The organism is Mitsuaria sp. PDC51 (genome assembly GCF_900113225.1).
GTDB lineage: Bacteria > Pseudomonadota > Gammaproteobacteria > Burkholderiales > Burkholderiaceae_C > Roseateles.
This window is the reverse complement of the sequence record NZ_FOZE01000001.1, coordinates 2,369,824-2,391,597: the sequence shown is the minus strand read 5'-3', so window position 1 is coordinate 2,391,597 and position 21,774 is coordinate 2,369,824. Positions and strand designations below refer to the sequence as shown.

Below are 21,774 nucleotides of genomic sequence, written 5' to 3'. Positions count from 1 at the left end.
GACACCTCCCCATGTCGACCCTGCTTCCCCTCCACGCCGATCCGGACCGGCCCGCCCGCCTCGGCGCCCGCTGGCGGCCAGTGCCCTCGGCACGCGTGATCGGCCACGCCATCGTGCTTGCCGGCGCGCTGCTGATGTTCGCGCCCTTCTACCTGATGATGGTCTTCGCGACCCACACCAACGCGGAGATCCTCTCGGTGCCGCCGCCGCTGTGGTTCGGCGACGCCCTGGGCGACAACCTGGCGCTGCTGCTGGACCGGCTGCCCTTCTTCTGGCGCAACCTGGGCTGGAGCTTTTACGTGGCCGGGGCCGTCACGGTGCTGAACCTGCTGCTGTGCTCGCTGGCGGGCCATGCCTTCGCGCTGCTGGACTTCCCGGGACGGGACCGGCTCTTCGGCCTGGTGCTGGCCACCATGCTGCTGCCCGGTTTCCTCGGCATGGTGCCGACCGTGCTGACCATGGCCTGGCTGGGCTGGCTGAACGAGCACAAGGCCCTGATCGTGCCGGGCGCCTGCGGCGCGCTGGGCATCTTCATGATGCGCCAGTACATCGGCAGCACGGTGCCGCGCGAGCTCGTCGACGCCGCGCGGCTGGACGGCTGCGGCGAGTTCGGCATCTTCTGGCGCATCGTGCTGCCGCTGACGCTGCCGGCGCTGGGCACGCTCGGGCTGATCACCTTCATCGGCTCGTGGAACAACTTCATGGGGCCGCTCGTGGTGATCCGCGACATGGACCTCTACACCGTGCCGCTGGCGTTGCGCGCCCTGCAGGGCAGCGGACAGACGCCCTGGGGCGCGCTGTGCGCCGGCGCCGCGGTCGCGGTGCTGCCGCTGCTGCTGCTGTTCGTCGTCGCCTCGCGGCGCCTGATCGACGGCCTCACCGCCGGCGCGGTCAAGTAGCCACGACGCGCTCCGTCTCCTCACCGAATCAACGCCTCCTCCCGTTCCTCCCGTTTTCAAGCCCTCCGCCTTTCCAGCCCTCATGAGCTCGACCCTTTCCATGACCGACCGCTTCACCGCTTCCGACCGTCTCTCCGCTGCCGCGCTGCGTCAGCTGGGCGACGCCTTCACCTGGGGCGTCGCGACCAGCGCCTACCAGATCGAGGGCGCCGTCGACGTCGACGGCCGCGGCCCGTCGATCTGGGACACCTTCGCGAGCCAGCCCGGCCGCACCGTCAATGGCGAAAGCGGCGCCGTCGCCTGCGACCACTACCGCCGCTGGAAGGACGACGTCGCGATGATCGCGGGCCTGGGCGTCGATGCCTACCGCTTCTCCATCGCCTGGCCGCGCGTGCAGCCGCTGGGGCAGGGGCTCTTCAACGAGCGCGGCCTGGACTTCTACGACCGCCTCGTCGATGGGCTGCTCGAGCGCGGCATCGCGCCGCACGCGACGCTGTATCACTGGGACCTGCCGCAGGCTTTGCAGGATCGCGGCGGCTGGGGCAATCGCGACACCGCTTTCCACTTCGCTGTTTATGCCGACGCGATCGCGCGGCGGCTGGGCGACCGGCTGGCCTCGCTGGCGACCCACAACGAGCCCTGGTGCACCGCGGTGCTGGGCCACGAGATCGGCAAGTTCGCGCCGGGCGAGCGCGATCCGCAATTGGCCGCGCAGGTCTCGCACCACCTGCTGCTGTCGCACGGCCTGGCAATGAGCGCGATGCGGGCCAGCGGCACCGCCTGCCCGCTGGGCATCGTGCTGAACCAGTCCAGCGTGACCGCGGCGACCGCGAGCGCCGCCGACCAGGCTGCGGCCGCCACCGAGTACGCGCGCTTCGTGCGCTGGTACATGGATCCGCTGTTCCAGGGGCGCTATCCGCAGGATGCCGGCATCGCCCACTACCCGCAGGTCCAGGACGGCGACATGGCGCTGATCCAGGCGCCGCTGGACTTCCTGGGCATCAACTACTACGCCCGCATCTGGGCCAGCCGCGACGAGCCGCCGGTGCCGCCGCCGATGGCGCTGGGCGCGACCGACATGGGTTGGGAGATCTACCCCGACGGCTTGCGCGAGCTGCTCGTCGGCCTGAAGGCGCAGTACCCGGACCTGCCGCCCATCTTCATCACCGAGAACGGCATGGCCAACGCCGACACGCTGGACCACGGCCGCGTGCCCGACCACGCGCGCATCGACTACGTGCGCCGCCACCTCGAGGCGCTGGCGCAGGCCAAGGCCGCCGGCGTCGACATCCGCGGCTACTTCTACTGGAGCTTGATGGACAACTACGAGTGGGACTCGGGCTATGCCAAGCGCTTCGGCCTGGTCCATGTCGACTACGCGACCCAGCAGCGCACGCTGAAGGACAGCGCCCACTGGTACAGCGCCACGATCGCCCAGGCGCGCCGCCACGTGGACGCCCCGGCGCAGGAGCCCGTCCATGGCTGACGTGCAGTTGCGCGACCTGCGCAAGCGCTACAGCGGCGGTGTCGAGGTGCTCAAGGGCATCGACCTGGACATCGCCGATGGCGAGTTCACCGTGTTCGTCGGCCCGTCCGGCTGCGGCAAGTCGACGCTGCTGCGCATGATCGCGGGGCTCGAGGACATCGACGACGGCGATGTCCGCATCGGCGGACGCAGCGTGGCCGCGCTCGATGCGTCGCAGCGCGGCGTGGCGATGGTGTTCCAGAGCTATGCGCTGTACCCGCACATGACCGTCGAGCAGAACATGGGCTTCGCGCTGAAGATGTCCGGGCTGCCCCGCGCCGAGGTGCGCGAGCGCGTCGGCCAGGTCGCGGAGATCCTGCAGATCGGGCCGCTGCTGCAGCGCCGGCCGCGCGAGCTCTCCGGCGGCCAGCGCCAGCGCGTGGCCATCGGCCGCGCGATCGTGCGCCGGCCCTCGGTCTTCCTGTTCGACGAGCCGCTGTCCAACCTCGATGCCGCCTTGCGCGTGCAGATGCGCCTGGAGCTGGCGCGCCTGCATCGCGAGCTGGGCACGACCATGATCTACGTGACCCATGACCAGGTCGAGGCCATGACGCTGGGCGACCGCATCGCGCTCTTCAACGCGGGCCGCGTCGAGCAGGTCGGCACGCCGCTGTCGCTGTTCGAGCAGCCGGCGAGCCGCTTCGTGGCCGGCTTCCTCGGCACCCCCACGATGAATTTCCTGACCGTGCCCGCCATGTCGGCCGGCCCGGACGAGGGCCTGTCGCGGGCCGGCGTGCGCGTGCCGCAGACCGGTGCGTCGGCTCGTCGCCCGATGACGCTGGGCGTGCGCGCCAACGACATCGCGCTGAGCGCGCCGGAGCAGGGCCTGCCCGCCTCGATCGAGGTGATCGAGCACCTGGGCGACACCGTGATCGCGCATGCCCGCTGGGCGCCGGACCAGCCGCTGATCGCGGTGCGCCTGGCCCCCGATTCACCGCCGCCGCGCGCCGGCGATGCCGTCGGCCTGCGCATCCGGACCGAGCGCGCGCATTTCTTCGATGCCGAGGGCCACGCGATCGCCGCCTGATCGGCGACCCGGCCCATTTCCCCTCTCACGTTTTTCCCGCCAACGCAGTTCCACCCGCGCCCTGGGCCCGAGGCCCGCGCCACCCGCAACCCTGACTCCCGCCAGAGGACAACAATGACAAAGAGACAAGCCCCCCAACAGCCCGCGTCGCCGACCCATCCCTTCGCCATCCCGCTCGTGATGGCGGCCGTGCTCGCTGTGTGCCACGGCCATGCGATGGCGCAGGCGACCCCTGACGCCCCGCGCGCCGACGAAAAGCCCGCCGCGAAGGAGCCGCAGCCCGCCGCCGATTCCAGCCGCCTCGAGACGGTCACCGTCACCTCCAACCGGCGGCTGGAGACGGCGCAGAAGGTTTCCGGCGTGGTGCAGTCCGTCAGCGGCGACCAGCTGCGCAAGGACGGCATCACCGAGGTGCGCCAGCTCCAGGCCGCGGTGCCGGGCCTGAGCATCGCCAACCAGGAAGGCAACGTCGAGATCTTCATCCGCGGCGTCGGCTCGGCCAACAACACCGAGCTCGGCGATCCGGGCGCGGCGCCGCACCTGAACGGCGTCTACATCCCGCGTCCGCGCGGCCTGGGGCTGATGTTCTACGACCTGGAGCGGGTCGAGGTGAACAAGGGCCCGCAAGGCACGCTGTACGGCCGCAACGCGCTGGCCGGCACGCTGAACATCATCACCGCGCAGCCGCGCCTGAACCAGTTCTCCGGCTACGCGCAGGGCGAGGTCTCCAACCGCAGCGGCCATGGCGCCGAGGCAGCGGTCAACGTGCCCATCGGCTCCGACGCCGCGATCCGCATCGCCGGCTACCAGAGCACCAAGGACTACGGCTTCACCAACGTGTCGACCGACCCGGCGGCCAGCCAGCTCAAGCCGGCCGGCCAGGAGAACAACCGCGCGCTGCGCCTGTCCGCGCGCTGGGAGCCGACCGAGGCGCTGCGCTTCAGCGTCGTGGCCGACACGGGCCGCGAGCGCGGCACCGGTTATCCCGGCGCCAACATCTTCAGCGCGGTGACCGCCAGCGGTCTGCGCGCGGAAGACCTGGACCTGCGCCACGTCGTGTACCGCGGCGCGCAGGGCGACATGCGCAACGACCTGTGGGGCCTGCTGGGCAAGGTCGAGGCCGACCTCGGCCCGGTCAGCGCCGAGTTCAACGCCAGCCGGCGCTCGGTGGACTTCTGGCAGCGCAACGGCCAGTCCGACGGCATCGACTGGCCGGGCCGCGACCTGTCGGCGGTCAACTACGACAACTACTCGACGCAGTACTGGCAGACGCTGTCCAAGAGCAATGTCTACGAGCTGGTGCTGCGCTCCAACGACAGCCAGTCGCCGCTGCAATGGACCACCGGGCTCTTCCACTTCAAGGAGAAGCAGGGCGTGGGCTACCTGTCGCTGGCCGACGGCGGCTGCTGCTACTGGGGCAGCGAGTTCACCATGCCCGACGTGCGCGGCAAGTCCACCGCGGCCTACCTCGACGCGACCTACAAGGTGGCGCCGGACTGGCGCGCGATCGCCGGCTTCCGCCGGACCAAGGAGAGCAAGTCGCGCTACGGCGTCGGCGGCAACCTGGGCGTGGTGCTGGGCGGCGAGAACTACGACTGCTGCTACGCCACGCGCTGGGGCACGGAGGGCTTCCAGCCCGCGTTGCTGTCGCGCCCCAACTTCGACATGAGCAAGGTCACGACCGATGCGCAGCGGGCCCAGTTCATCCTCCAGACCTTCCTGACGGCGGGTCGCCGCGACCTGGTGGGCCAGCAGCTGGGACCGGTGGCCGACGGCTCCAATCCGAATGGCGCCTGCATCGACCGGCCCGACGTCAACGGCAATGGCCGGCTCTCCTGCCCGCGCACCAACCCCGCCACCACCAATGGCGGCTTCTCCTACCTGAGCGCCTGGGACCTGCCGACGCAGCAGTACGGCACCAGCAGCGCCCAGTACAACGACTTCCGCGTCGGCGTCGAGCACGACCTGGGCCGCGATGCGATGGTCTACGCGAAGTTCTCGACCGGCCACAAGGCCGGCGGATTCAACGACACCTTCGCCACCTCGCCGATCCCCGAGGTCTACGGCCCGGAGAAGCTCAGTGTGCTCGAGGTCGGCTCGCGCAACGTGATCGAGCTGATGGGGCGCCGCTCGGTGGTCAATCTCTCGGGCTTCTACTACGACTACAAGAACCAGGTCTTCCAGGACCTGAGCTGCATCAAGGTCAACACCGAGGTCACGCCCAACACCTGCAACGGCTACTCGCTGGTGAACCGCAACATCGGTGCGTCGCGGCTGTACGGGCTGGAAGGCGAGCTGCGCATGCCGCTGCCGGCCGGCTTCTCGCTGGACCTGAACGCGGTGCTGCTGCAGACGAAGATCCGCAATGCGGTGGTGGCCGACGCGCGCGCCATCGACTACGGCCAGGGCGGCAAGGCGCCGCAGATCAGCCTGGCCGGCAACCAGTTGCCGCTGGCCTCCAAGGTCAGCGTGTCGGCGCGGCTGCAGCAGGCCTTCGCGCTGGGCTCGGGCCGCTTCGACTGGCAGGCGCTGCTGAGCTACCGCTCGTCCTACTACCTGACCCAGTACAACGAGCTGGACGTGGTGACCCTGGCGGGCGCCCGCACCAGCGCGCTGGCGGCCGGTTTCCCGGACCGCCAGAAGGGCTTCGCGACGCTGAACCTGGGCGTGGGCTACACGCTGAACCGCTATCGCATCGAGGCCTTCGCGGCCAACGTGACGAACGAGCAGGCCTCGACCAAGGCACTGGTGGGCTCCAGCCTCAATGTGCGCTTCCTCAACGACGCGCGCAGCTACGGCCTGCGGGTGCGCGCGGACTTCTGAGAACCCAAAAACCAAGGAGACAAGCATGACATTCCGATTCAAGCGCGCGCTGCGCGCGGCCCGGCTCATCGGCGCCATGGGCGCGATTGGCGCTGCGACCGTCGGTGCCGCCGGCACCGCGCACGCGGCCAGCTTCTTCGACGGCTTCGATGGCACCGGCGGCGCCGGGCCGGCGTGGGAGACGGCCACCTGGCACAACGGCACGCCCTTCGGCTGCGGCTTCGCCTACAGCGAGGTGTGGAAGGACGCCGGCAACATGGTGCTGAACGTCAATGCCGGCACCGGCCGCTGCGGCGAGATCCGGACCCAGCAGAGCTTCACCTACGGCAAGTTCACGACACGCCTGAAGGCCAGCACCTTCGCCGGCGGCAACACCTCGTTCTTCCTCTACACCGGCACGGCGGGCACGGCCAGCCACTTCGAGATCGACATCGAGCTGATCAAGGGCGGCACGGTGCTGCACACCAACGTCTGGAAGGGCGGGGTGCAGAACTACAAGCAGTTCCCGATCGCGACCGGCTGGCAGACGCTGGGCTTCGAATGGCGCGAGAACTTCGTGCGCTGGTTCACCGTCAACGCGCAGGGCGGCGAGACCACGATCCGTCATCAGATCGTGTCGGTCTCCACGCCGATGCGGTTGATGCTGAACCACTGGCGCGGCGACAACAGCCCAGATGCGATCGGCTTCCTGGGCCAGTGGAACGGCGGCGGCGGCCAGGCCCAGTACGACTGGGTCAAGGTCGAGTGAGGGCAGGGGGGCGGTGGAGCGGGGCGGTGAATTCGACCACCGTTCCGCCGCCCTCGGGGCAGCGCACCGAGAGCTGACCGCCGACGACCTCGGCGCGCTCGCGCATGCCGCTCAAGCCGAAGTGGCCCTCGCGCTCGCCCCGTCGCAGCACCTCGGGATCGATCCCCTGGCCATCGTCGCTGATCCGCAGGCACAGTTGCCGCGCGTCGTAGCGCAGCTCGACATCGATCCGCGTCGCCTGCGCATGGCGGAAGGCGTTGCGCAGCGCCTCGCCGGCGATGCGCACCGTTTCGTCGCGCAGCAGCGGATGCAGCTCCTGCGGCTTGCCTTGCACCTGGACATTCACCGGCAGCGCGCGGCCGCTTTCGCTGGAGAGCTCGCGCGCGAGCGTCCGCACGGCTTCCGCCAGGCTGTTCGTCTCCAGCGTCGACGCGCGCAATCCCTGCACGGTGTCGCGGCCCTCGGTGATCGCGCCGGCCACCTGGTCGATGGCGGTGTCCAGCACCCGCTTGGATTCCCGCGGACGGTCGGGCAGCAGGTTGGACGCGGCCTGGAACTGCAGCAGCAGCCCATTGAAGCGCTGCAGCAGCGTGTCATGCAGATCGCGCGCGATGCGCGTGCGTTCCGCGACGCGGCCCTCCAGCGTCGCCTCGAACTGCCGATGCAGCCGCCGCACGCGCAGCCGCAGCGCGAGCTGGAAGCCGGCCCAGATCAAGCCTGCGAGCACCACGAGGCTGCCCACGCGGAACCAGGTCGTCTGGTGGAAGGCGGGCAGGATCGTGAACTCGAGCTGCGCGCCGTCCTCGTTCCAGACGCCGCTGTTGTTGGCCGCCTTCACCTGGAATCGATACTGACCCGGCGGCAGGTTGGTGTAGCTGGCCTGGCGGCGGTCGACGGCCTCTCGCCAGTCGCTGTCGTGGCCTTCGAGCCGGTAGCGGAAGCGCGTGCGCAGCGGATCCGCCAGGCTCAGCGCGACGAATTCGATCGTCATGTCGCGGATCCGCGGCGGCAGCCGAAGGCCCTGCTCGATCGGGTAGCTCTGGTGATCAGCGGTCAGGCGCTCGATGTGCACGGGCGGCGGCACCGTGTTGGAGGGCATGTTCGCCGGATCCGCCCACAGCAGCTCGGCGCCGGCGATGAACCAGAGCTTGCCGTCGGGCTGCCGGGCCACCGGCGGATTGAAATAGGCCTGCGGGGTGACCATGAGCGGCACGCCATCCGTCACGCCCCAGGACACCGGCGAGACGCGGTGGGCCGGGTCGGCGATCCAGGACGCGAGATCGCCTCGGTCCACCCGCACCAGCCCGCAGGACGTGTACATCCACAGGGCGCCGCCCTGGTCCAGCGTCGACCAGTGGATCGTCTCGCAGGGCAGGCCGTTGGCTGGCGTCAGCGCCGTGACGCGACCGTCCTTGATGCGCTTGAGGCCCGTGGACCCGGTGGCCACCCACAGCGCGCCCTCGTCATCCACGCGCAGGCCGGTGACCTGGCCACGGCCCGGCACATGCGCGAAGCTGTAGTTCGCTTCGACCTTGCCATTCCTGACGTACGACACGCCGCTGCCATCCCAGAAGGACAGCCAGAGCCCGCCGCGATCGGCCACGACAAGCTGCGCCTGCTGCGAGTGCCCCAGCGCGGCCCACGGAATGTTCTCGGCGAAGCGGCCTTGATGCAGCCGCGCAAGCCCCTTGTTGCCGGACAGCCAGAGGTTGCCCGCGGCGTCCCCGGCCATCGCGTAGATCTCGCTGCTGGGCCCGCCGTCGACGGCGACGAAGCGCTCGTTCGCGAAATAGGCCAGCCCCGTGGCCGTGCTCACCCACAGGCGCCCCTGCGCGTCCTGGTACTGGGCCTGCACCTGCGCGGAGGGCAAGCCCTCCTGCTCCTTGAAGATGGACAGGCGACCGTCCTTCCACCGCGCCAGACCGCCGTTCGTGGCCACCCACAGGGCGCCGTCGGCGGCGGCCAGCACGGACCTGGTGACGTCGTCGGGCAGGCCCTGGCGTGTCGACAACGTGGTGACCGGCAACTTGCGGAAACGGTCCACGCCCCGTTCGCTGCCGTACCAGACGTTGCCCTCGCGATCCTCGAAGAGGCTGCATGCGATGTTTCCGGAAAGTCCCTCCATGCGCGTGAAGCTGTCGGCCTGACCGTCCTTCACATGCAGCAGGCCCAGGCCCTCGGTGCCGATCCACAGTCCGCCATCGCGGTCGCGCAGCAGCTTGTTGGCCTTGACCTCCATGTCGGCCATCCATTCATCGGGCTTGGAAACCTTGCGGAATCGATAGGGCACCCACTGGTCGCCGGCCCGTTCCCAGAGCCCCTTGGACGCGATGCCGGCCAGGACCTGGCCGTCGGCGGTCGTGGTGAGGTCGCCCACGCGCGCGCCCGGCACGGGATAGCGCCGCGGCGTTTCGGGGCCCCACCGCCAGATGCCGGCCTCCGCTCCCACCCAGAGCTGGCCGGCGCGGTCCTCCGCCAGACTCCAGACAAAGTTGCCGAAGCCCCCCTCGGGCGCGGCGCACTGGATGCTCTTCCCGCGGATGGCGCACAGGCGCCCGGCCTGGCCCAGCAGGCCGGCCCAGACGGTGCCTTCGCGGTCCTCGATCAGCGAGGTCACGAAGGTCTGGCCGATCTCCGGATGCCGCGCGACGAACTTGCGTCCGTCCCAGCTCGAGAGTCCATGGAAGGTGCCGATCCACAGCGTGCCGTCCCGCGAGGCCAGCAGGCTGTAGGGGCCGCTGGGCAGCACCTGGCCGTCGGGTGGTTGCCACTCGGTGAATCGATGTCCGTCGAAACGGAACAGGCCCAGCGATCCGGCGATCCAGAGGTAGCCATCGGGGGTCTGCGCCATCGCGAAGACCAGTCCCAGCGAGGCGCCGTCGCGCGCGGTCCACGAGGTATGCGCGTACTGGGCGACCTGTCGCGGCGGATCAGCCGCCAGCGCCGGGGGCAGCGCGGTGCACAGCGCCGATGCCAGGAGCAGCCTCGTCACGAGGCGGCTTCGACCTTGGCCTTTCGGTGGGCTCACGGGCACTCCTTCGCGGCGGGCGACGCGTCGGCAGCGTATCGCGAATGCCGGCGGGCCGCATCCCGGGAGTGGTGGGGCGAGCGCGCCTTCGCGCCTATTTGCGCTTGTTGTAGACGTCGACGAACACGGCGGCCAGCAGCACCAGGCCCTTGATGACCTGCTGGTAGTCGATGCCGACGCCCAGGATGGACATGCCGTTGTTCATCACGCCCATCACGAAGGCGCCGATCACCGCGCCCATGATCTTGCCCACGCCGCCCGAGGCCGAAGCCCCGCCGACGAAGCAGGCGGCGATCACGTCGAGCTCGAAGCCCAGGCCCGCCTTGGGCGTGGCGGTATTGAGCCGCGCGGCGAAGACCAGTCCCGCCAGCGCCGCCAGCGCGCCCATGTTCACGAAGGTCAGGAAGGCGATGCGCTGGGTGCGCACGCCCGACAGCCGGGCCGCCTTCTCGTTGCCACCGACCGCGTAGACGCGACGGCCCAGCGTGGTGCGGCCGGCGATGAAGTCGTAGAGCAGCGTCAGCGCCACCATCACGACCATCACCGTGGGCAGGCCCTTGTAGGACGCCATCAGCCAGCTCATCGCGAGCACCGCGCCGGCCAGCAAGGCCTGCCGCAGCCAGAAGACCGGCCCGGGTTCGGTGTCCATGCCGTGCCGCAGCGCCGCGCTGCGGTGGCGCCAGGCCACGACCACCGCCACGGCGGTCAGCAGCAGGCCCAGGCCCAGCGTCGTCGGACGCGGGTCCTCCTGGCCGAAGAGCTCGGGCAGGAAACCGGCGCTCAGTGCCTGGAAGCTGTCGGGGAAGGGGCCGAGCGACTGGCCCTGCAGCAGCGCCAGCGCGAGGCCCTTGAACACCAGCATGCCGGCCAGCGTCACGATGAAGGACGGAATGCCCAGGTAGGCGACAAACCAGCCCTGCGCGCCCCCGATCACCGCGCCCGCGAGCAGGCAGACCAGGCCGGCGGGCAGCGCGGCCCATTCGTACTGCACCATCAGCACCGCCGCGAGCGCGCCGATGAAGCCGCACACCGAGCCCACCGAGAGGTCGATGTGGCCGGCGACGATCACCAGCAACATGCCCAGCGCCATGATGACGATGTAGCTGTTCTGCAGGACCAGGTTGGTGAGGTTGAGCGGCTCCAGCAGCGTGCCGTCGGTCAGGAACTCGAAGAGCGCCATGATCGCCACCAGCGACAGCAACATGCCGTAGTCGCGCAGGTGGCGCTTGAGGAAATGGCCGATGCCGGCGGCCCCGGCGGCCGGGGAGGAGGGGCGGGCGGTTGGCGTGACGCTCGCCGCGATCGGTTCAGACATACGCGGTCTCTCCGGCGCCGACGATGGCGCCCATGATCATTTCCTGGGTCGTGCCGGCGGCCGGGAACTCCGCCACCAGACGCCCCTCGTTCATCACGTACAGCCGGTCGGACAGGCCCAGCAGCTCGGGCATCTCGGACGAGATCACCAGGATGCCGCAGCCCTGTTCGGCCAGGCCGGCGATCAGGCTGTAGATCTCGAACTTGGCGCCGACGTCGATGCCGCGCGTGGGCTCGTCCAGGATCAGCAGGCGCGGTTGCGAGAACAGCCACTTGGCCAGCACCACCTTCTGCTGGTTGCCGCCGGACAGGTGCACGACGCTCTGGTCGACGCTCGCGCAGCGCGTGGCCAGGCGTCGACGGTAGTCCTGCGCCACCTGGTGCTCACGCGCGTTGTCCAGCACGCCGGCGCGCGAGACTTCCCGCAGGTTGGCCAGCGTCGTGTTGACGGCGATCGATTCGTCCAGCAGCAGCCCCAGCGACTTGCGGTCCTCGGTCACGTAGGCCAGGCCGGCGGCGATCGCCTTGGGCACTGTGGACACGTCGACCTCGCGGCCGTCCATCCAGGCGCTGCCGCTGATGCGCCGTCCGTAGCTGCGGCCGAAGACGCTCATCGCCAGCTCGGTCCGGCCTGCGCCCATGAGGCCGGCGATGCCGACGATCTCGCCGCGGCGCACCTTCAGGTTCACGCCTTTGACGACCTCCCGGCCCGCCTGCACCGGGTGCTGGGCGCGCCAGTCGCGGAGCTCGAACAGCAGGTCACCGATCTTGGGCGTGCGCCGCGGATAACGATCCGCCAGGTCGCGGCCGACCATGGCCTGGATGATGCGCGCCTCGCTGAGCGGCTCGCCCCGGCAATCGACGCTGAGGATGGAGCGCCCGTCGCGCAGCACGGTCAGGCCGTCGGCGACGCGGGTGACTTCCTTGAGCTTGTGCGAGATCAGGATGCAGGCGATGCCCTGCGCCCGCAGTTCCATCAGCAGCGCGAGCAGCGCGTCGCTGTCGGCCTCGTTGAGGCTGGAGGTGGGCTCGTCCAGGATCAGCAGCCGCACTTCCTTGGCCAGCGCCTTGGCGATCTCCACCAGTTGCTGCTGGCCGACGCCGAGTTCGCCGACCAGCGTGTCCGGCGATGCGCGCAGGCCGACGCGCGCCAGCAGCTCGACCGCGCGCCGGTGCATCGCCACGCGGTCGATGACGCCCCAGCGCGCCGGCTCGTGGCAGAGGAACAGGTTCTCCGCGATCGAGAGCTGCGGCACCAGCGCCAGCTCCTGGTGAATGATGATGATGCCCAGCTGCTCGCTGTCGGTGATGCCGGCGAAGCGGCGCACCTCGCCGTCGAAGCGGAGTTCGCCGCCGTAGTCGCCGCCGTGGTCGGGATGGGGGTAAACGCCCGACACCACCTTCATCAGCGTCGACTTGCCGGCACCGTTCTCGCCGCAGAGCGCATGGATTTCACCGGCGCGCACCGACAGCCGCACCTCCTCCAGCGCCGCGACGCCATGGAAGCGCTTGGTGATGCCGCGCAGCTCCAGCAGCGGACCGGAGCCCGCGCCGTTCCCAGGAATCGGGTTCATGACTGCAAGTCCCGCGGATCAACGCAGCTGCGTGTCCTTGTAGTAGCCGCTGCCCACGAGCACGGCCTTCGCGTTGCTCGCGTCCACCGAGACCGGCTTGAGCAGCACGCTGGGCACGACCTTCACGCCGTTGTTGTAGGTCTTGGTGTCGTTGATCTGGGAGGGCGTCTTGCCGGCCAGCATCTCGTCGCTGACGGTCGCCGCCGCCTGCGCGAGCTGGCGCGTGTCCTTGAACACGGTGCTGGCCTGCTCATGCTTGAGGATGGACTTGATCGACGGCAGTTCCGCATCCTGGCCCGAGACGATGGGGCAGGGCTGCTTCGCGGTGCAGTAGCCGGCGCCCTTGAGCGAGGACAGGATGCCCAGGCTGATGCCGTCATACGGCGACAGCACGGCATGCAGCTTGTCCTTGCCGTAGAACGCCGAGAGCAGGTTGTCCATGCGGGCCTGCGCGGTGGCCGCGTCCCAGCGCAGCGTGCCGACCTTGCCGATGCCGAACTGCTTGCTGCGCACGACCAGCTTGCCGCTGTCGAGGTAGGGCTTGAGCACCGACATCGCGCCGTCGTAGAAGAAGGCGGCGTTGTTGTCGTCCGGCGAGCCGCCGAAGAGCTCGATGTTGAACGGTCCCTTGCCCTGCGCCAGGCCGAGCTTGTCGACCAGGCTCTGGCCCTGCATCACGCCGACCTGGAAGTTGTCGAAGGTGACGTAGTAGTCGACGTTCTTCGTGCCCTTGATGAGCCGGTCGTAGGCGACGATCTTGATGCCGCGGTCGGCCGCCTTCTGCAGCACCGGCGACAGCGCCGAGCCATCGATGGACGCGATCACCAGCACCTTCACCTTGCGGGTGATCAGGTTCTCGATCTGCGCGAGCTGGTTGGGGATGTCGTCCTCGGCGTACTGCAGGTCGACCTTGTAGCCCTTGGCCTGGAAGGCCTTGACCATGTTGTCGCCGTCGGCGATCCAGCGGGCCGAGCTCTTGGTCGGCATTGCGATGCCGACCAGGCCCTTGTCCTCGGCGCGAGCGCCGCCGGCCAGCAGGCCCAGCGTCGCGCCGCCGGCGATCGCCAGCGTCCGGATGACCGCGACGCGGCGTTTCACATTCGTTCCAAGCTTCGACATTGCCTTGTCTCCTGGCCGGTCGTCGTCTTGAACAGACGATCTGTGCGTGAACCGGCCTATTAGAGGATGTTAGTTCGCGCGCTGCACTAATTAATCAGAACTAACCCTGTGATGCTCAACGCACGGACGTCGGTAGCGCGCCGGCGAAGAAGCGCTACCGGCCCGCGTTGCAGCGGCCCAGCGTCCATGCATACTCGACATCAATTGAACCGAGCATTGCGTCGCATGAAATTCGACCTCCACGACCTCATCGCCTTTCGGGCCGCCGCGGAGCTGTCGAATTTCCGCAAGGCCGCCGAGGCGGTGCACATCTCCCAGCCCGCGTTCAGCCGACGCATCGACAAGCTGGAGCAGGCGCTGGGCGTGAAGCTGTTCGAGCGCACGACCCGGCGTGTCACGCTCACCGCGGTGGGGCGCGAGTTCGCGCGCAAGATCGGCCTGCTGCTGGACGAGCTGGACGAGACGCTGCTGACGGTGCGCGGGGTGGGCACCGGCCGGATGGGCGAGGTGACGGTGTCCAGCGTGCCGTCGACGGTCTACTACTTCCTTTCCCAGGTGATCCACCGCTACCGCGAGCGCTATCCCAAGCTGCGGGTGAAGATCCTGGACGCCAGCGCGAACGAGGTCCTGGCGGCGGTGTCGCGCGGGGAGTCCGACTTCGGGCTCAACTTCATCGGCAGTTCGGAGCCGGGCATCGAGTTCCGGCCGCTGCTCGAGGAGCGTTTCGTCGCGGCCTGCCGACGCGACCACCCGCTGGCGCGACGCCGCGAGGTCAGTTGGAGCCAGCTCGCCGCGCATGACTTCATCGCGGTGGCGAAGTCCTCCGGCAACCGGCTGCTGCTCGACCAGGCCCTGGCGCGCGTGAAGGACCGCCCCCAGCCGGTGTACGAGGCCCAGCACGTGACGACCTTGCTGGGGCTGGTGGAGGCGGGGCTGGGCGTGGCGGCGGTGCCGTCGATCGCGATGCCGGGGCCGGACCATCCGCTGCTGGTCAGCGTGCCGCTGGTCGACCCGGTCGTCACGCGGCGCATCGGACTGATCACGCGCCAGGGCCGTCGGCTGTCGCCTGAGGCGCAGCAGCTGTACGACTTCCTGGCGGAGATGAAGCTGACGCCGCGTGCGGTGCGGCGGCGCTCACGATGATCGGCAGGGTCGATCCGGCGCCCGAGCTCCAGCGCGCTGGTCGCGCCGCCTGCGATGCAGCCGGAGCCGCGCGTCAGAAGTTGTGGCGGATGCCGAGCTCCGTGCCGGTGGAGGACCGGCCCGCGACGAGCCCCGCCGGGCCGCCGGGCACGGCATAGGCCGCCACGCCGTCGTTGTCGACACGCGCCACCTGGGCATAGACCGCCACCTGCTTGGAGAGCGCGTGGACATAACCGACGCCGAACTGGCGGGCATCGTTGGCCCCGACATCGACGGCACCGACTCGCCCGGCCATGTTGCTCGCCAGCCATTGGAACTTCAGCTCACCGCGCCCCAGCGGCACCCAGGCGCCGAGCATGCGCAGCGTCTGCGCGGCGTTGGCCTGCTGGAAGCGGCGCTGCGTCACGGCCACGCGCACCACGCCGAAGTCGTAGCCGCCGCCGAACAGCGTGTCCGTGAAATCGCCGCTGGCCGCGGTGACGTTGTTCTCGCTCCTCACATGCGCCGCGTACAGGGACGCCGCGCCCTTCACGTAACCCAGCCGGGCCCCGATCAGCTTGTTGGCCCCCTGGGCTTGCGTGCCGCCTTCCGCCGCGGCCACCATCACGCCGCCCTCCAGGCCGCCGAAGCGGTCGGGCAACAGCCACTGCACCGAGTTGCTGCTGCGCACCAGCGTGTTGGGACTGCTGCCGAAGGCCGAGCGGATCGGACCAGCGGGCGCGGCGGTGTAGAGGTTGGTCGAGCCGGCCACGCCGACGTGGCTGAAGGGGTCCTGCTTGACCCACACGGTGTAGGTCGGCACGTAATCGCGGCCGGCGCGCAGCTCGCCGAGCTCGCGGCTGGCCAGGCTGAGCGTGGCGCGGCGATCCCAGAACTGGCTCGCGCTGGTCGCGGCGCCGGTGTCGAGCGCGATGCCGTGTTCCAGATGGAAGCCGGCGGACCAGCCGGCGCCGAGGTCCTCGGACCCGCGCAGGACGAGCCGACTGGTCGCGTTGCCGCCGCTGATCAGGGACTGGAGACGGCCGACACCGTCGTTGCGCACGCTGCGCACCGCGGCATCGACGACGCCGGACAGCGTCACGCTGCCCTGGGCGGCGGCCGCGGCGGCGCAGGTGCCCAGCGCGGTGGCCGCGGCGATCCGCAGCAGGGGGGAGGGGAGTGTCATGCGGAGGGCTCCTCGAGGCGTTCTGCTGCTCATTCGGCGGTCAACCTGGCCTTCTGAACGACGGCCTTCCATTTCGTCAGCTCGCTCTTGACGAGCGTGCCGAGCTGCTCCGGCGTGCTGGCCTCGACGTCGGCACCGTGGTCCTCGATGCGCTTGATGACCTCCTTGTCGGCCAGCACCTGGTTGAGGGCCTTGTTCAGCTTGTCGACGATGGGACGGGGTGTTCGCGCCGGCGCGAAGACGCCGTACCACTGCTGCACCTCGACGCCGTCGACGCCCGCTTCCTTGAGCGTCGGCACATCGGGCAGCAGGTGGCTGCGCCGCGGGCCGGCGACGGCCAGCGGCTTGAGCTTGCCGGCCTTCACATAGGGGATCGCGGTGAAGAGGCTGGGGAACATGAACTGCGTCTGGCCGCCCAGCGTGTCGGTGATGGCGGGCGCCGAGCCCTTGTAGGGCACGCCGAGCATGTCGACACCGGCATTGAGCTTGAAGAGCTCGGCGGCGAAGTGAGGCGCCGTGCCGTTGCCGGCGGAGGCGTAGCTGTAGCGGTCGGGTTTGGCCTTGAGCTGGGACGCGAGGTCCCGGACGTCCTTCACCGGCGCCAGGGCATTGGCGACCATCAGCGTCGGCGAATATCCCACCAGGCCGACCGGCTCGAAGTCGGTCACCGGGTCGTAGCGGAGTTTCTGCAGTGCCGGGTTCATCGCATGCGTGCCGACGTAGCCCAGCATCAGCGTGTGGCCGTCCGGCGCCGCGCGGGCGACGAACTCGCTGGCGATCGCGCCGTTGGCGCCGGCGCGGTTGTCGATGATGACCGTCTGGCCCAGCAGCGGTCCGAGCTTCTGCGCGATGGTGCGCGCCATCGCATCGTTGCCGCCGCCCGCCGCCGTCGGCACGACGATGGTGATCGTCCGCGTGGGATAGGCGATGGGGGCGACGGTTGGCGCGGCGGCGGGCGCCGCGATGGGGACGGCGAGGGCGCTGATGGCCGTGAGCGCGGTGAGAGCGGCGGTGGCCACCAGCGCCACGGGCGCGAGCAGAGTCTTCATCGGTTTGTCTCCTTCGTTGATGTCGAGAACACGTCCTCGGGCAGATGCAACTCGCCCTGCAGGATCTTTCTGGCAGTGCGCACGAGCGCGGCGCGCTGGATCGAGGCCGCCTCGCCCTGGCCGGCGATCAGGACCTCGATGGCGATGCGTCCCTGCGGATGCAGCACGGACACGGTGCGCGTCCCGTCGCGCCCGGGCGCGCCACTGGCAACGGTGCCGGGCAAGGCGAAGGCGGTGGCGACGCCGATCGCACCCGTCACCGCATGGGCGGCGTGGCAGCGGCGCGGCGTGAAGTAGCGGGAGGTGATGCTGTCCGGGTCGTCGCCGGCGCTCACGATCACCGGCTTGGGCACGACGCTCGCCGACACGTCGCCCAGGCCCATGGCCAGCCCGGCGGCACGACGGACCGCTTCGATGCGAGCCAGCAAGGCGGCATCCGCATCGAGTTGGGCCGGGGTTTCGCGACCGTGCAGGCCGAGGTCCGCGGCGCGCAGCAGGACGAGCGGCATGGCGGCATCGATGCAGGTCACCGGCAGGCCGTCGATGGCGTCGATGCGGCGGCCGGTCGGGAACAGCGATCCGGTGACCGAGCCCCAGGCATCGAGGAAGTTCAGGCGGATGGGCGCCGCGGCGCCGGCGACGCCGTCGATGCTGGTGTCGCCGGCGTAGACCACGCGCCGGCCGGGGGTCAGCACGGTCACGTCGATGCGCGAGCGGGTGTTGACGTTGAACACGCGGACCGTCGTCTCGCCGTCCTGGGCGTCGATCAGGCCTTGTTCGATCGCGAACGGCGCGACGCCCGAGAGCATGTTTCCGCAGTTCGGCCGCGTGTCCACCGAGCGCTGGCCGACGCCGACCTGGGCGAACAGGTAGTCGACGTCGCAGCCCGGTTCCTTGGACCGGGACACGATGGCCACCTTGGAGGTCAGCGAGTTGCCGCCACCGACGCCGTCGAGCTGCAGCAGGTCGCTGGCGCCGATGGCGCCGATCAGCGCCTCGTCACGCTGGCGTTCGTCGGCGGGCAGCCAGTCGCGCAGGAAGAACGGGCCTCGGGAGGTGCCCGCACGCATCAGGACGCAAGGGATGGTTCGTGTCATGGAGCGGCATGCTCGGCCATGCCGTTGATGACGTGAAGTGCATCGTTTGGATCAATAAATGCGTGGGACGCAAGGATGTGCCGGCGGTTGCGAGGTGGGAGCCATTAGGCGGGAACGCGCGGTGGTGGATCACGGAACGCGAACGGAGCCAGTGAGCTCGATAACGAATGGGTCAAGGACAGCGCATGAATGCAGGTTTGAGTGATTGACAATGTGCATTATGTGATGTCACGGGGAGATCGATTTCTCGCTGGGGCTATGCACGGCAATTGGCGGAGCAACGTGATCTATGTGCCGATGCATTCGGCGCAGCAAGTCAAACCCTCGACCTAGGCACTCATGGCGATGGCGCACAACGATGAAGTGAGGCCTGTCATGGCGCACAACGTTAAGGTCCGACTGGCGAATCCCGAACGTGATCTCCGTGCGCAGTCATGCCGCTACGACTGCAACGGTGCTCCACCGCCCCTGAACGGCAGCCAGTGGCTCGCGGTGAAGCAACAGGCCTTCCGCGTGGCTCGACCAGACGAAAGACCAAGGCGTCGCGCATGCGGAGCACCGCGTTACCCACCGACGGCCGGTTCCCGGTTCGTCGCAAGCGCCCGAACCAGCCGTCCGTGGATAACGCTCGTCGCGCCTCGTGGCGTCCACCGAACGGGGGCTGGTCCAATGTGCCAAGCGCCCTGCCCCCGCTCACCTCTGGACAGGTTCAGCGCGTGGTGCTCAACGCCCAGATGTCTGGCGACAGTCCGCGCTTGGCTCCGCTGCCGCCTCGGTGTCGAGCCTTGCGGGCTTGCACGTGTTGGCTTTTGCTGGAGCGCAGGAAGTAGGTCTCGTCGGCCTCATCTGCCGCAGCAAAACGTGTATGACCCAATCTCATCTGCTGAGGAGATTGAGGGCACTCGGAAGCGGTGTGCCTTGATCGTCCTCCGGGATCTGGGACGCCAAGAAGTCGATGAAGGTACGAACCTTGGCAGAGAGATACTTGCGGCTTGGATAGACGGCATGCAGCGTGTTGCCGAACCGTAGGATATCGGGCAAAACCAGTTCCAGACGCCTCGCCGCGAGATCCGCCTCAACCATCCACAGCGGCAAGAAGGCAAGGCCCATGCCCTGAAGCGCCGCCAAGTGCAGGACTGTTTCGTTTTCGCTCAGCATCACCGTACGCAACGAGATTTTCTGTTGACCATTCGGGCCATCCAGCCCCAAGTTCTCGCCGATGCTGACCCCGCTGTAGCGAAGCAGCGCATGACCGTTGAGTTCAGTGAAGTCTTTGGGACGCCCCATCCGCTTGAGGTAGTGGGGCGATCCGACCAGACGGAACTCCACTTGCATCAACGGACGCGCGACGAGGCCTGAATCGAGGCGATCGCGCGTCATGGCGCGCAAGGCCAGGTCAAAGCCTTCGTCCACCAAGTTCACGATGCGACCACTAAGGTCCATGTCGAGGGATACATCGGGATGACGCCGGTTGTACTCCGCCAGCATGCTCACGAAGCAAGTGTTCGCCGTCCAAACCGGCGCACTTAGCCTGAGCGTCCCTCGCGGTGATACCGCGACATTGCTGATGGCCGCCTCCACCTCGTCCAGACCGTCGAGCGTCGACTTGGCTTGAGCGAAGTAGAGCGCGCCCGGCTCGGTCAGGCTGACATGCCGACTGGTCCGGTTGAGCAATCGGATCCCAATGCGGTTCTCCAGATGGATCACGTGCTTGCTCACCATTGCCGGCGAGAGGTTTAGGCGCTTTCCGGCGGCGGCAAAGCTCTTCAGCTCCGCCACGAGGCAGAACACCCGCAGGCTGATCATCGTGTCCATCTTCATCAATGTATCGGAAATGATCCATCAACATAACGGGTGTTGATCCACCTACAGGAAACCACGACAGTGTCGTCACCAACGAACGCAGTCTGACCGCAAGGCTCCGGGTTGCACCAAAAAGGGAATGTGAAAGTGACTGGCCCCAGGCTTCCAACCTATTTCATCAGCCATGGCGGTGGTCCATGGCCCTACATGACCGGGGAATTCCGCGCCAACATGGCCCAGCTCGAACAGTCGCTGCTCGACATGCGCATGGAGCTCAGCGACGCACCCAAGGCCGTGCTCGTGGTCTCCGGTCATTGGGAAGAGCGCGGCTTCGCCGTTTCCTCGGCTGAGAAGCCCGGGATGGTCTATGACTACCACGGCTTCCCCGACTATCTCTATCACATCCATTACGGCGCACCTGGGTCGCCGGAATTGGCGCGACGGGTGCAGGAGTTGCTGCACGCGGACGGCATCGATGCACGGTCCGACCGTACTCGCGGCTTCGATCACGGCACCTTCAGCCTCATGAAGCCGCTCTACCCCGAGGAAGACATGCCGCTCGCCCAGCTCTCGCTCGACGCCGGCCTCGATCCGGCGCTACATCTCGCGGTCGGCCGGGCGCTCGCGCCACTACGCGACGAGGGCGTGCTGATTATCGGAAGCGGCCTCAGCTTCCACAACTTGCAGGCAATGCGCGGCACCAGCGGCTACGAGCCTGCGCGGCAGTTCGATGCATGGTTGCAGCAGACGCTGGTTCACACCTCTTCCGACGAGCGCGCCCGCCGGCTAATCGACTGGGAAGAGGCGCCCGCTGCGCGCATCGCGCACCCGCGCGAGGATCATCTTCTTCCTTTGATGGCCGCGGTAGGTGCCGCCTGGGATGAGCCGGGCACCGCCACCTATCACCAGACCGACTTCTTCGGCGGCTTCACAGCCTCGAGCTTTCGCTTCGGCGCCCCACCCGTTTCCAATCCTGCGAGGACCATCCCGCAATGAATACCACCATCTGGGCTCCGCGTGCTCTAACCGCCCTGCGCATCGTCGCGGCTCTGCTCTTCATCGAGCATGCGGCGATGAAGTTCCTGCAGTTCCCTGCACCAGTTCCAGGCATGACCTACCCGCTGCCGACGATCCTGATCGTCGCCGGAGCGATCGAGGTCATCACCTCCGTGTTGATGATCATCGGCTTCCAGACCCGAATCGCTGCATTTGTCGCTTCTGGCGAGATGGCCGCTGCCTACTTCATGGCCCATGCCCCACAAACCTTCTGGCCCGTGCTGAACATGGGCGAACCGGCGATCCTGTTCTGTTTCATCTTCCTCTACGTCGCCGCTGCCGGCGGTGGTGCCCTGACGCTCGACAACGCCCGGCGCGTCGCTGCGCAGTAGACAGCAGCCACAGGTATCCCATCCATTCCGTTGCCGCCGGAAGCCCGAGGCTTCCACCTGGCAACGCACTAC

16 protein-coding genes and 1 pseudogene are annotated in these 21,774 nt (G+C 68.6%); 8 read left to right on the top strand and 9 right to left on the bottom strand.

The window, feature by feature from the left end; all coding sequences use genetic code 11:
• The first annotated feature begins 11 nt into the window (after positions 1-11).
• The 5 genes from BM393_RS10120 (at position 12) to BM393_RS10100 (ending at position 7,022) form a co-directional block, all read left to right on the top strand.
• Positions 12-899 carry a carbohydrate ABC transporter permease gene (locus tag BM393_RS10120; RefSeq protein WP_091724646.1) on the top strand — a complete coding sequence of 296 codons (888 nt, stop codon included), beginning with the start codon at positions 12-14 and terminating at the stop codon, positions 897-899.
• An 82-nt stretch (positions 900-981) separates the two neighbouring features.
• A complete protein-coding gene (locus BM393_RS10115; RefSeq protein WP_254783324.1) occupies positions 982-2,385 on the top strand; it encodes a GH1 family beta-glucosidase in 1,404 nt (467 codons plus the stop codon).
• Positions 2,378-3,451, top strand: coding sequence for an ABC transporter ATP-binding protein (locus BM393_RS10110; RefSeq protein WP_091724644.1), 1,074 nt, complete (start codon positions 2,378-2,380; stop codon positions 3,449-3,451). The genes BM393_RS10115 and BM393_RS10110 overlap by 8 nt, the downstream gene beginning before the upstream one ends.
• Before the next feature lie 114 nt (positions 3,452-3,565).
• Entirely contained in the window at positions 3,566-6,274 is a 2,709-nt protein-coding gene (locus BM393_RS10105) for a TonB-dependent receptor (RefSeq protein ID WP_217648409.1), read from the top strand.
• A 25-nt stretch (positions 6,275-6,299) separates the two neighbouring features.
• On the top strand, positions 6,300-7,022 hold the full coding sequence (locus tag BM393_RS10100; protein ID WP_175538272.1) for a family 16 glycosylhydrolase: 723 nt from the start codon (positions 6,300-6,302) through the stop codon (positions 7,020-7,022).
• Here BM393_RS10100 and BM393_RS10095 read toward each other — a convergent pair.
• The 4 genes from BM393_RS10095 to chvE form a co-directional block, all read right to left on the bottom strand.
• Complete coding sequence (locus BM393_RS10095) at positions 7,009-10,014, bottom strand: sensor histidine kinase (protein WP_091724641.1); 3,006 nt, start codon at positions 10,012-10,014, stop codon at positions 7,009-7,011. The two genes, BM393_RS10100 and BM393_RS10095, sit on opposite strands and share 14 nt — an antisense overlap.
• Before the next feature lie 130 nt (positions 10,015-10,144).
• Positions 10,145-11,365, bottom strand: a complete 1,221-nt coding sequence (mmsB, locus tag BM393_RS10090) for a multiple monosaccharide ABC transporter permease (RefSeq protein WP_091724640.1) — start codon at positions 11,363-11,365, stop codon at positions 10,145-10,147.
• Positions 11,358-12,938, bottom strand: a complete 1,581-nt coding sequence (locus tag BM393_RS10085; protein WP_091724639.1) for a sugar ABC transporter ATP-binding protein — start codon at positions 12,936-12,938, stop codon at positions 11,358-11,360. Before BM393_RS10085 ends, mmsB begins: the two co-directional genes overlap by 8 nt.
• A gap of 18 nt (positions 12,939-12,956) precedes the next feature.
• Complete coding sequence (gene chvE / locus BM393_RS10080) at positions 12,957-14,057, bottom strand: multiple monosaccharide ABC transporter substrate-binding protein (RefSeq protein WP_091724638.1); 1,101 nt, start codon at positions 14,055-14,057, stop codon at positions 12,957-12,959.
• 225 nt (positions 14,058-14,282) lie between these two features.
• Here chvE and BM393_RS10075 point away from each other — a divergent pair, with 225 nt between their 5' ends.
• Positions 14,283-15,200 carry a LysR family transcriptional regulator gene (locus BM393_RS10075; protein WP_091724637.1) on the top strand — a complete coding sequence of 306 codons (918 nt, stop codon included), beginning with the start codon at positions 14,283-14,285 and terminating at the stop codon, positions 15,198-15,200.
• A gap of 73 nt (positions 15,201-15,273) precedes the next feature.
• Here the strand turns inward: BM393_RS10075 and BM393_RS10070 are convergent, their stop codons facing one another.
• The 5 genes and pseudogenes from BM393_RS10070 to BM393_RS10055 form a co-directional block, all read right to left on the bottom strand.
• The gene (locus BM393_RS10070) at positions 15,274-16,365 is read right to left on the bottom strand and encodes a porin (protein WP_091724636.1); all 1,092 of its coding nucleotides are present in this window, start codon (positions 16,363-16,365) and stop codon (positions 15,274-15,276) included.
• A 29-nt stretch (positions 16,366-16,394) separates the two neighbouring features.
• The gene (locus tag BM393_RS10065) at positions 16,395-17,414 is read right to left on the bottom strand and encodes a tripartite tricarboxylate transporter substrate binding protein (RefSeq protein WP_091724635.1); all 1,020 of its coding nucleotides are present in this window, start codon (positions 17,412-17,414) and stop codon (positions 16,395-16,397) included.
• Positions 17,411-18,511, bottom strand: a complete 1,101-nt coding sequence (locus tag BM393_RS10060; RefSeq protein WP_091724634.1) for a 4-oxalomesaconate tautomerase — start codon at positions 18,509-18,511, stop codon at positions 17,411-17,413. The genes BM393_RS10065 and BM393_RS10060 overlap by 4 nt, the downstream gene beginning before the upstream one ends.
• Before the next feature lie 668 nt (positions 18,512-19,179).
• A pseudogene (locus BM393_RS25225) lies at positions 19,180-19,355 on the bottom strand (IS1595 family transposase); the annotation flags it as partial.
• Positions 19,356-19,387: 32 nt separating this feature from the next.
• The gene (locus tag BM393_RS10055) at positions 19,388-20,326 is read right to left on the bottom strand and encodes a LysR family transcriptional regulator (protein ID WP_091725293.1); all 939 of its coding nucleotides are present in this window, start codon (positions 20,324-20,326) and stop codon (positions 19,388-19,390) included.
• A gap of 135 nt (positions 20,327-20,461) precedes the next feature.
• On the opposite strand from BM393_RS10055, the gene BM393_RS10050 reads away from it, so the two are divergent.
• A complete protein-coding gene (locus BM393_RS10050; RefSeq protein WP_091724633.1) occupies positions 20,462-21,310 on the top strand; it encodes a class III extradiol ring-cleavage dioxygenase in 849 nt (282 codons plus the stop codon).
• Positions 21,307-21,702 (top strand): DoxX family protein, encoded by a 396-nt coding sequence (locus tag BM393_RS10045; RefSeq protein WP_091724632.1) that lies wholly within the window; start codon positions 21,307-21,309, stop codon positions 21,700-21,702. The genes BM393_RS10050 and BM393_RS10045 overlap by 4 nt, the downstream gene beginning before the upstream one ends.
• Positions 21,703-21,774 lie beyond the last annotated feature (72 nt).

Excerpts from the sequence above, each read along its gene's own strand:
- BM393_RS10120 (WP_091724646.1), top strand. The coding sequence starts at position 12 with ATGTCGACCCTGCTTCCCCTCCACGCCGATCCGGACCGGCCCGCCCGC.
- BM393_RS10115 (WP_254783324.1), top strand. The coding sequence starts at position 982 with ATGAGCTCGACCCTTTCCATGACCGACCGCTTCACCGCTTCCGACCGT.
- BM393_RS10110 (WP_091724644.1), top strand. The coding sequence starts at position 2,378 with ATGGCTGACGTGCAGTTGCGCGACCTGCGCAAGCGCTACAGCGGCGGT.
- BM393_RS10105 (WP_217648409.1), top strand. The coding sequence starts at position 3,566 with ATGACAAAGAGACAAGCCCCCCAACAGCCCGCGTCGCCGACCCATCCC.
- BM393_RS10100 (WP_175538272.1), top strand. The coding sequence starts at position 6,300 with ATGACATTCCGATTCAAGCGCGCGCTGCGCGCGGCCCGGCTCATCGGC.
- mmsB (WP_091724640.1), bottom strand. The coding sequence starts at position 11,365 with ATGTCTGAACCGATCGCGGCGAGCGTCACGCCAACCGCCCGCCCCTCC.
- BM393_RS10085 (WP_091724639.1), bottom strand. The coding sequence starts at position 12,938 with ATGAACCCGATTCCTGGGAACGGCGCGGGCTCCGGTCCGCTGCTGGAG.
- chvE (WP_091724638.1), bottom strand. The coding sequence starts at position 14,057 with ATGTCGAAGCTTGGAACGAATGTGAAACGCCGCGTCGCGGTCATCCGG.
- BM393_RS10075 (WP_091724637.1), top strand. The coding sequence starts at position 14,283 with ATGAAATTCGACCTCCACGACCTCATCGCCTTTCGGGCCGCCGCGGAG.
- BM393_RS10070 (WP_091724636.1), bottom strand. The coding sequence starts at position 16,365 with ATGACACTCCCCTCCCCCCTGCTGCGGATCGCCGCGGCCACCGCGCTG.
- BM393_RS10065 (WP_091724635.1), bottom strand. The coding sequence starts at position 17,414 with ATGAAGACTCTGCTCGCGCCCGTGGCGCTGGTGGCCACCGCCGCTCTC.
- BM393_RS10060 (WP_091724634.1), bottom strand. The coding sequence starts at position 18,511 with ATGACACGAACCATCCCTTGCGTCCTGATGCGTGCGGGCACCTCCCGA.
- BM393_RS10055 (WP_091725293.1), bottom strand. The coding sequence starts at position 20,326 with ATGGACACGATGATCAGCCTGCGGGTGTTCTGCCTCGTGGCGGAGCTG.
- BM393_RS10045 (WP_091724632.1), top strand. The coding sequence starts at position 21,307 with ATGAATACCACCATCTGGGCTCCGCGTGCTCTAACCGCCCTGCGCATC.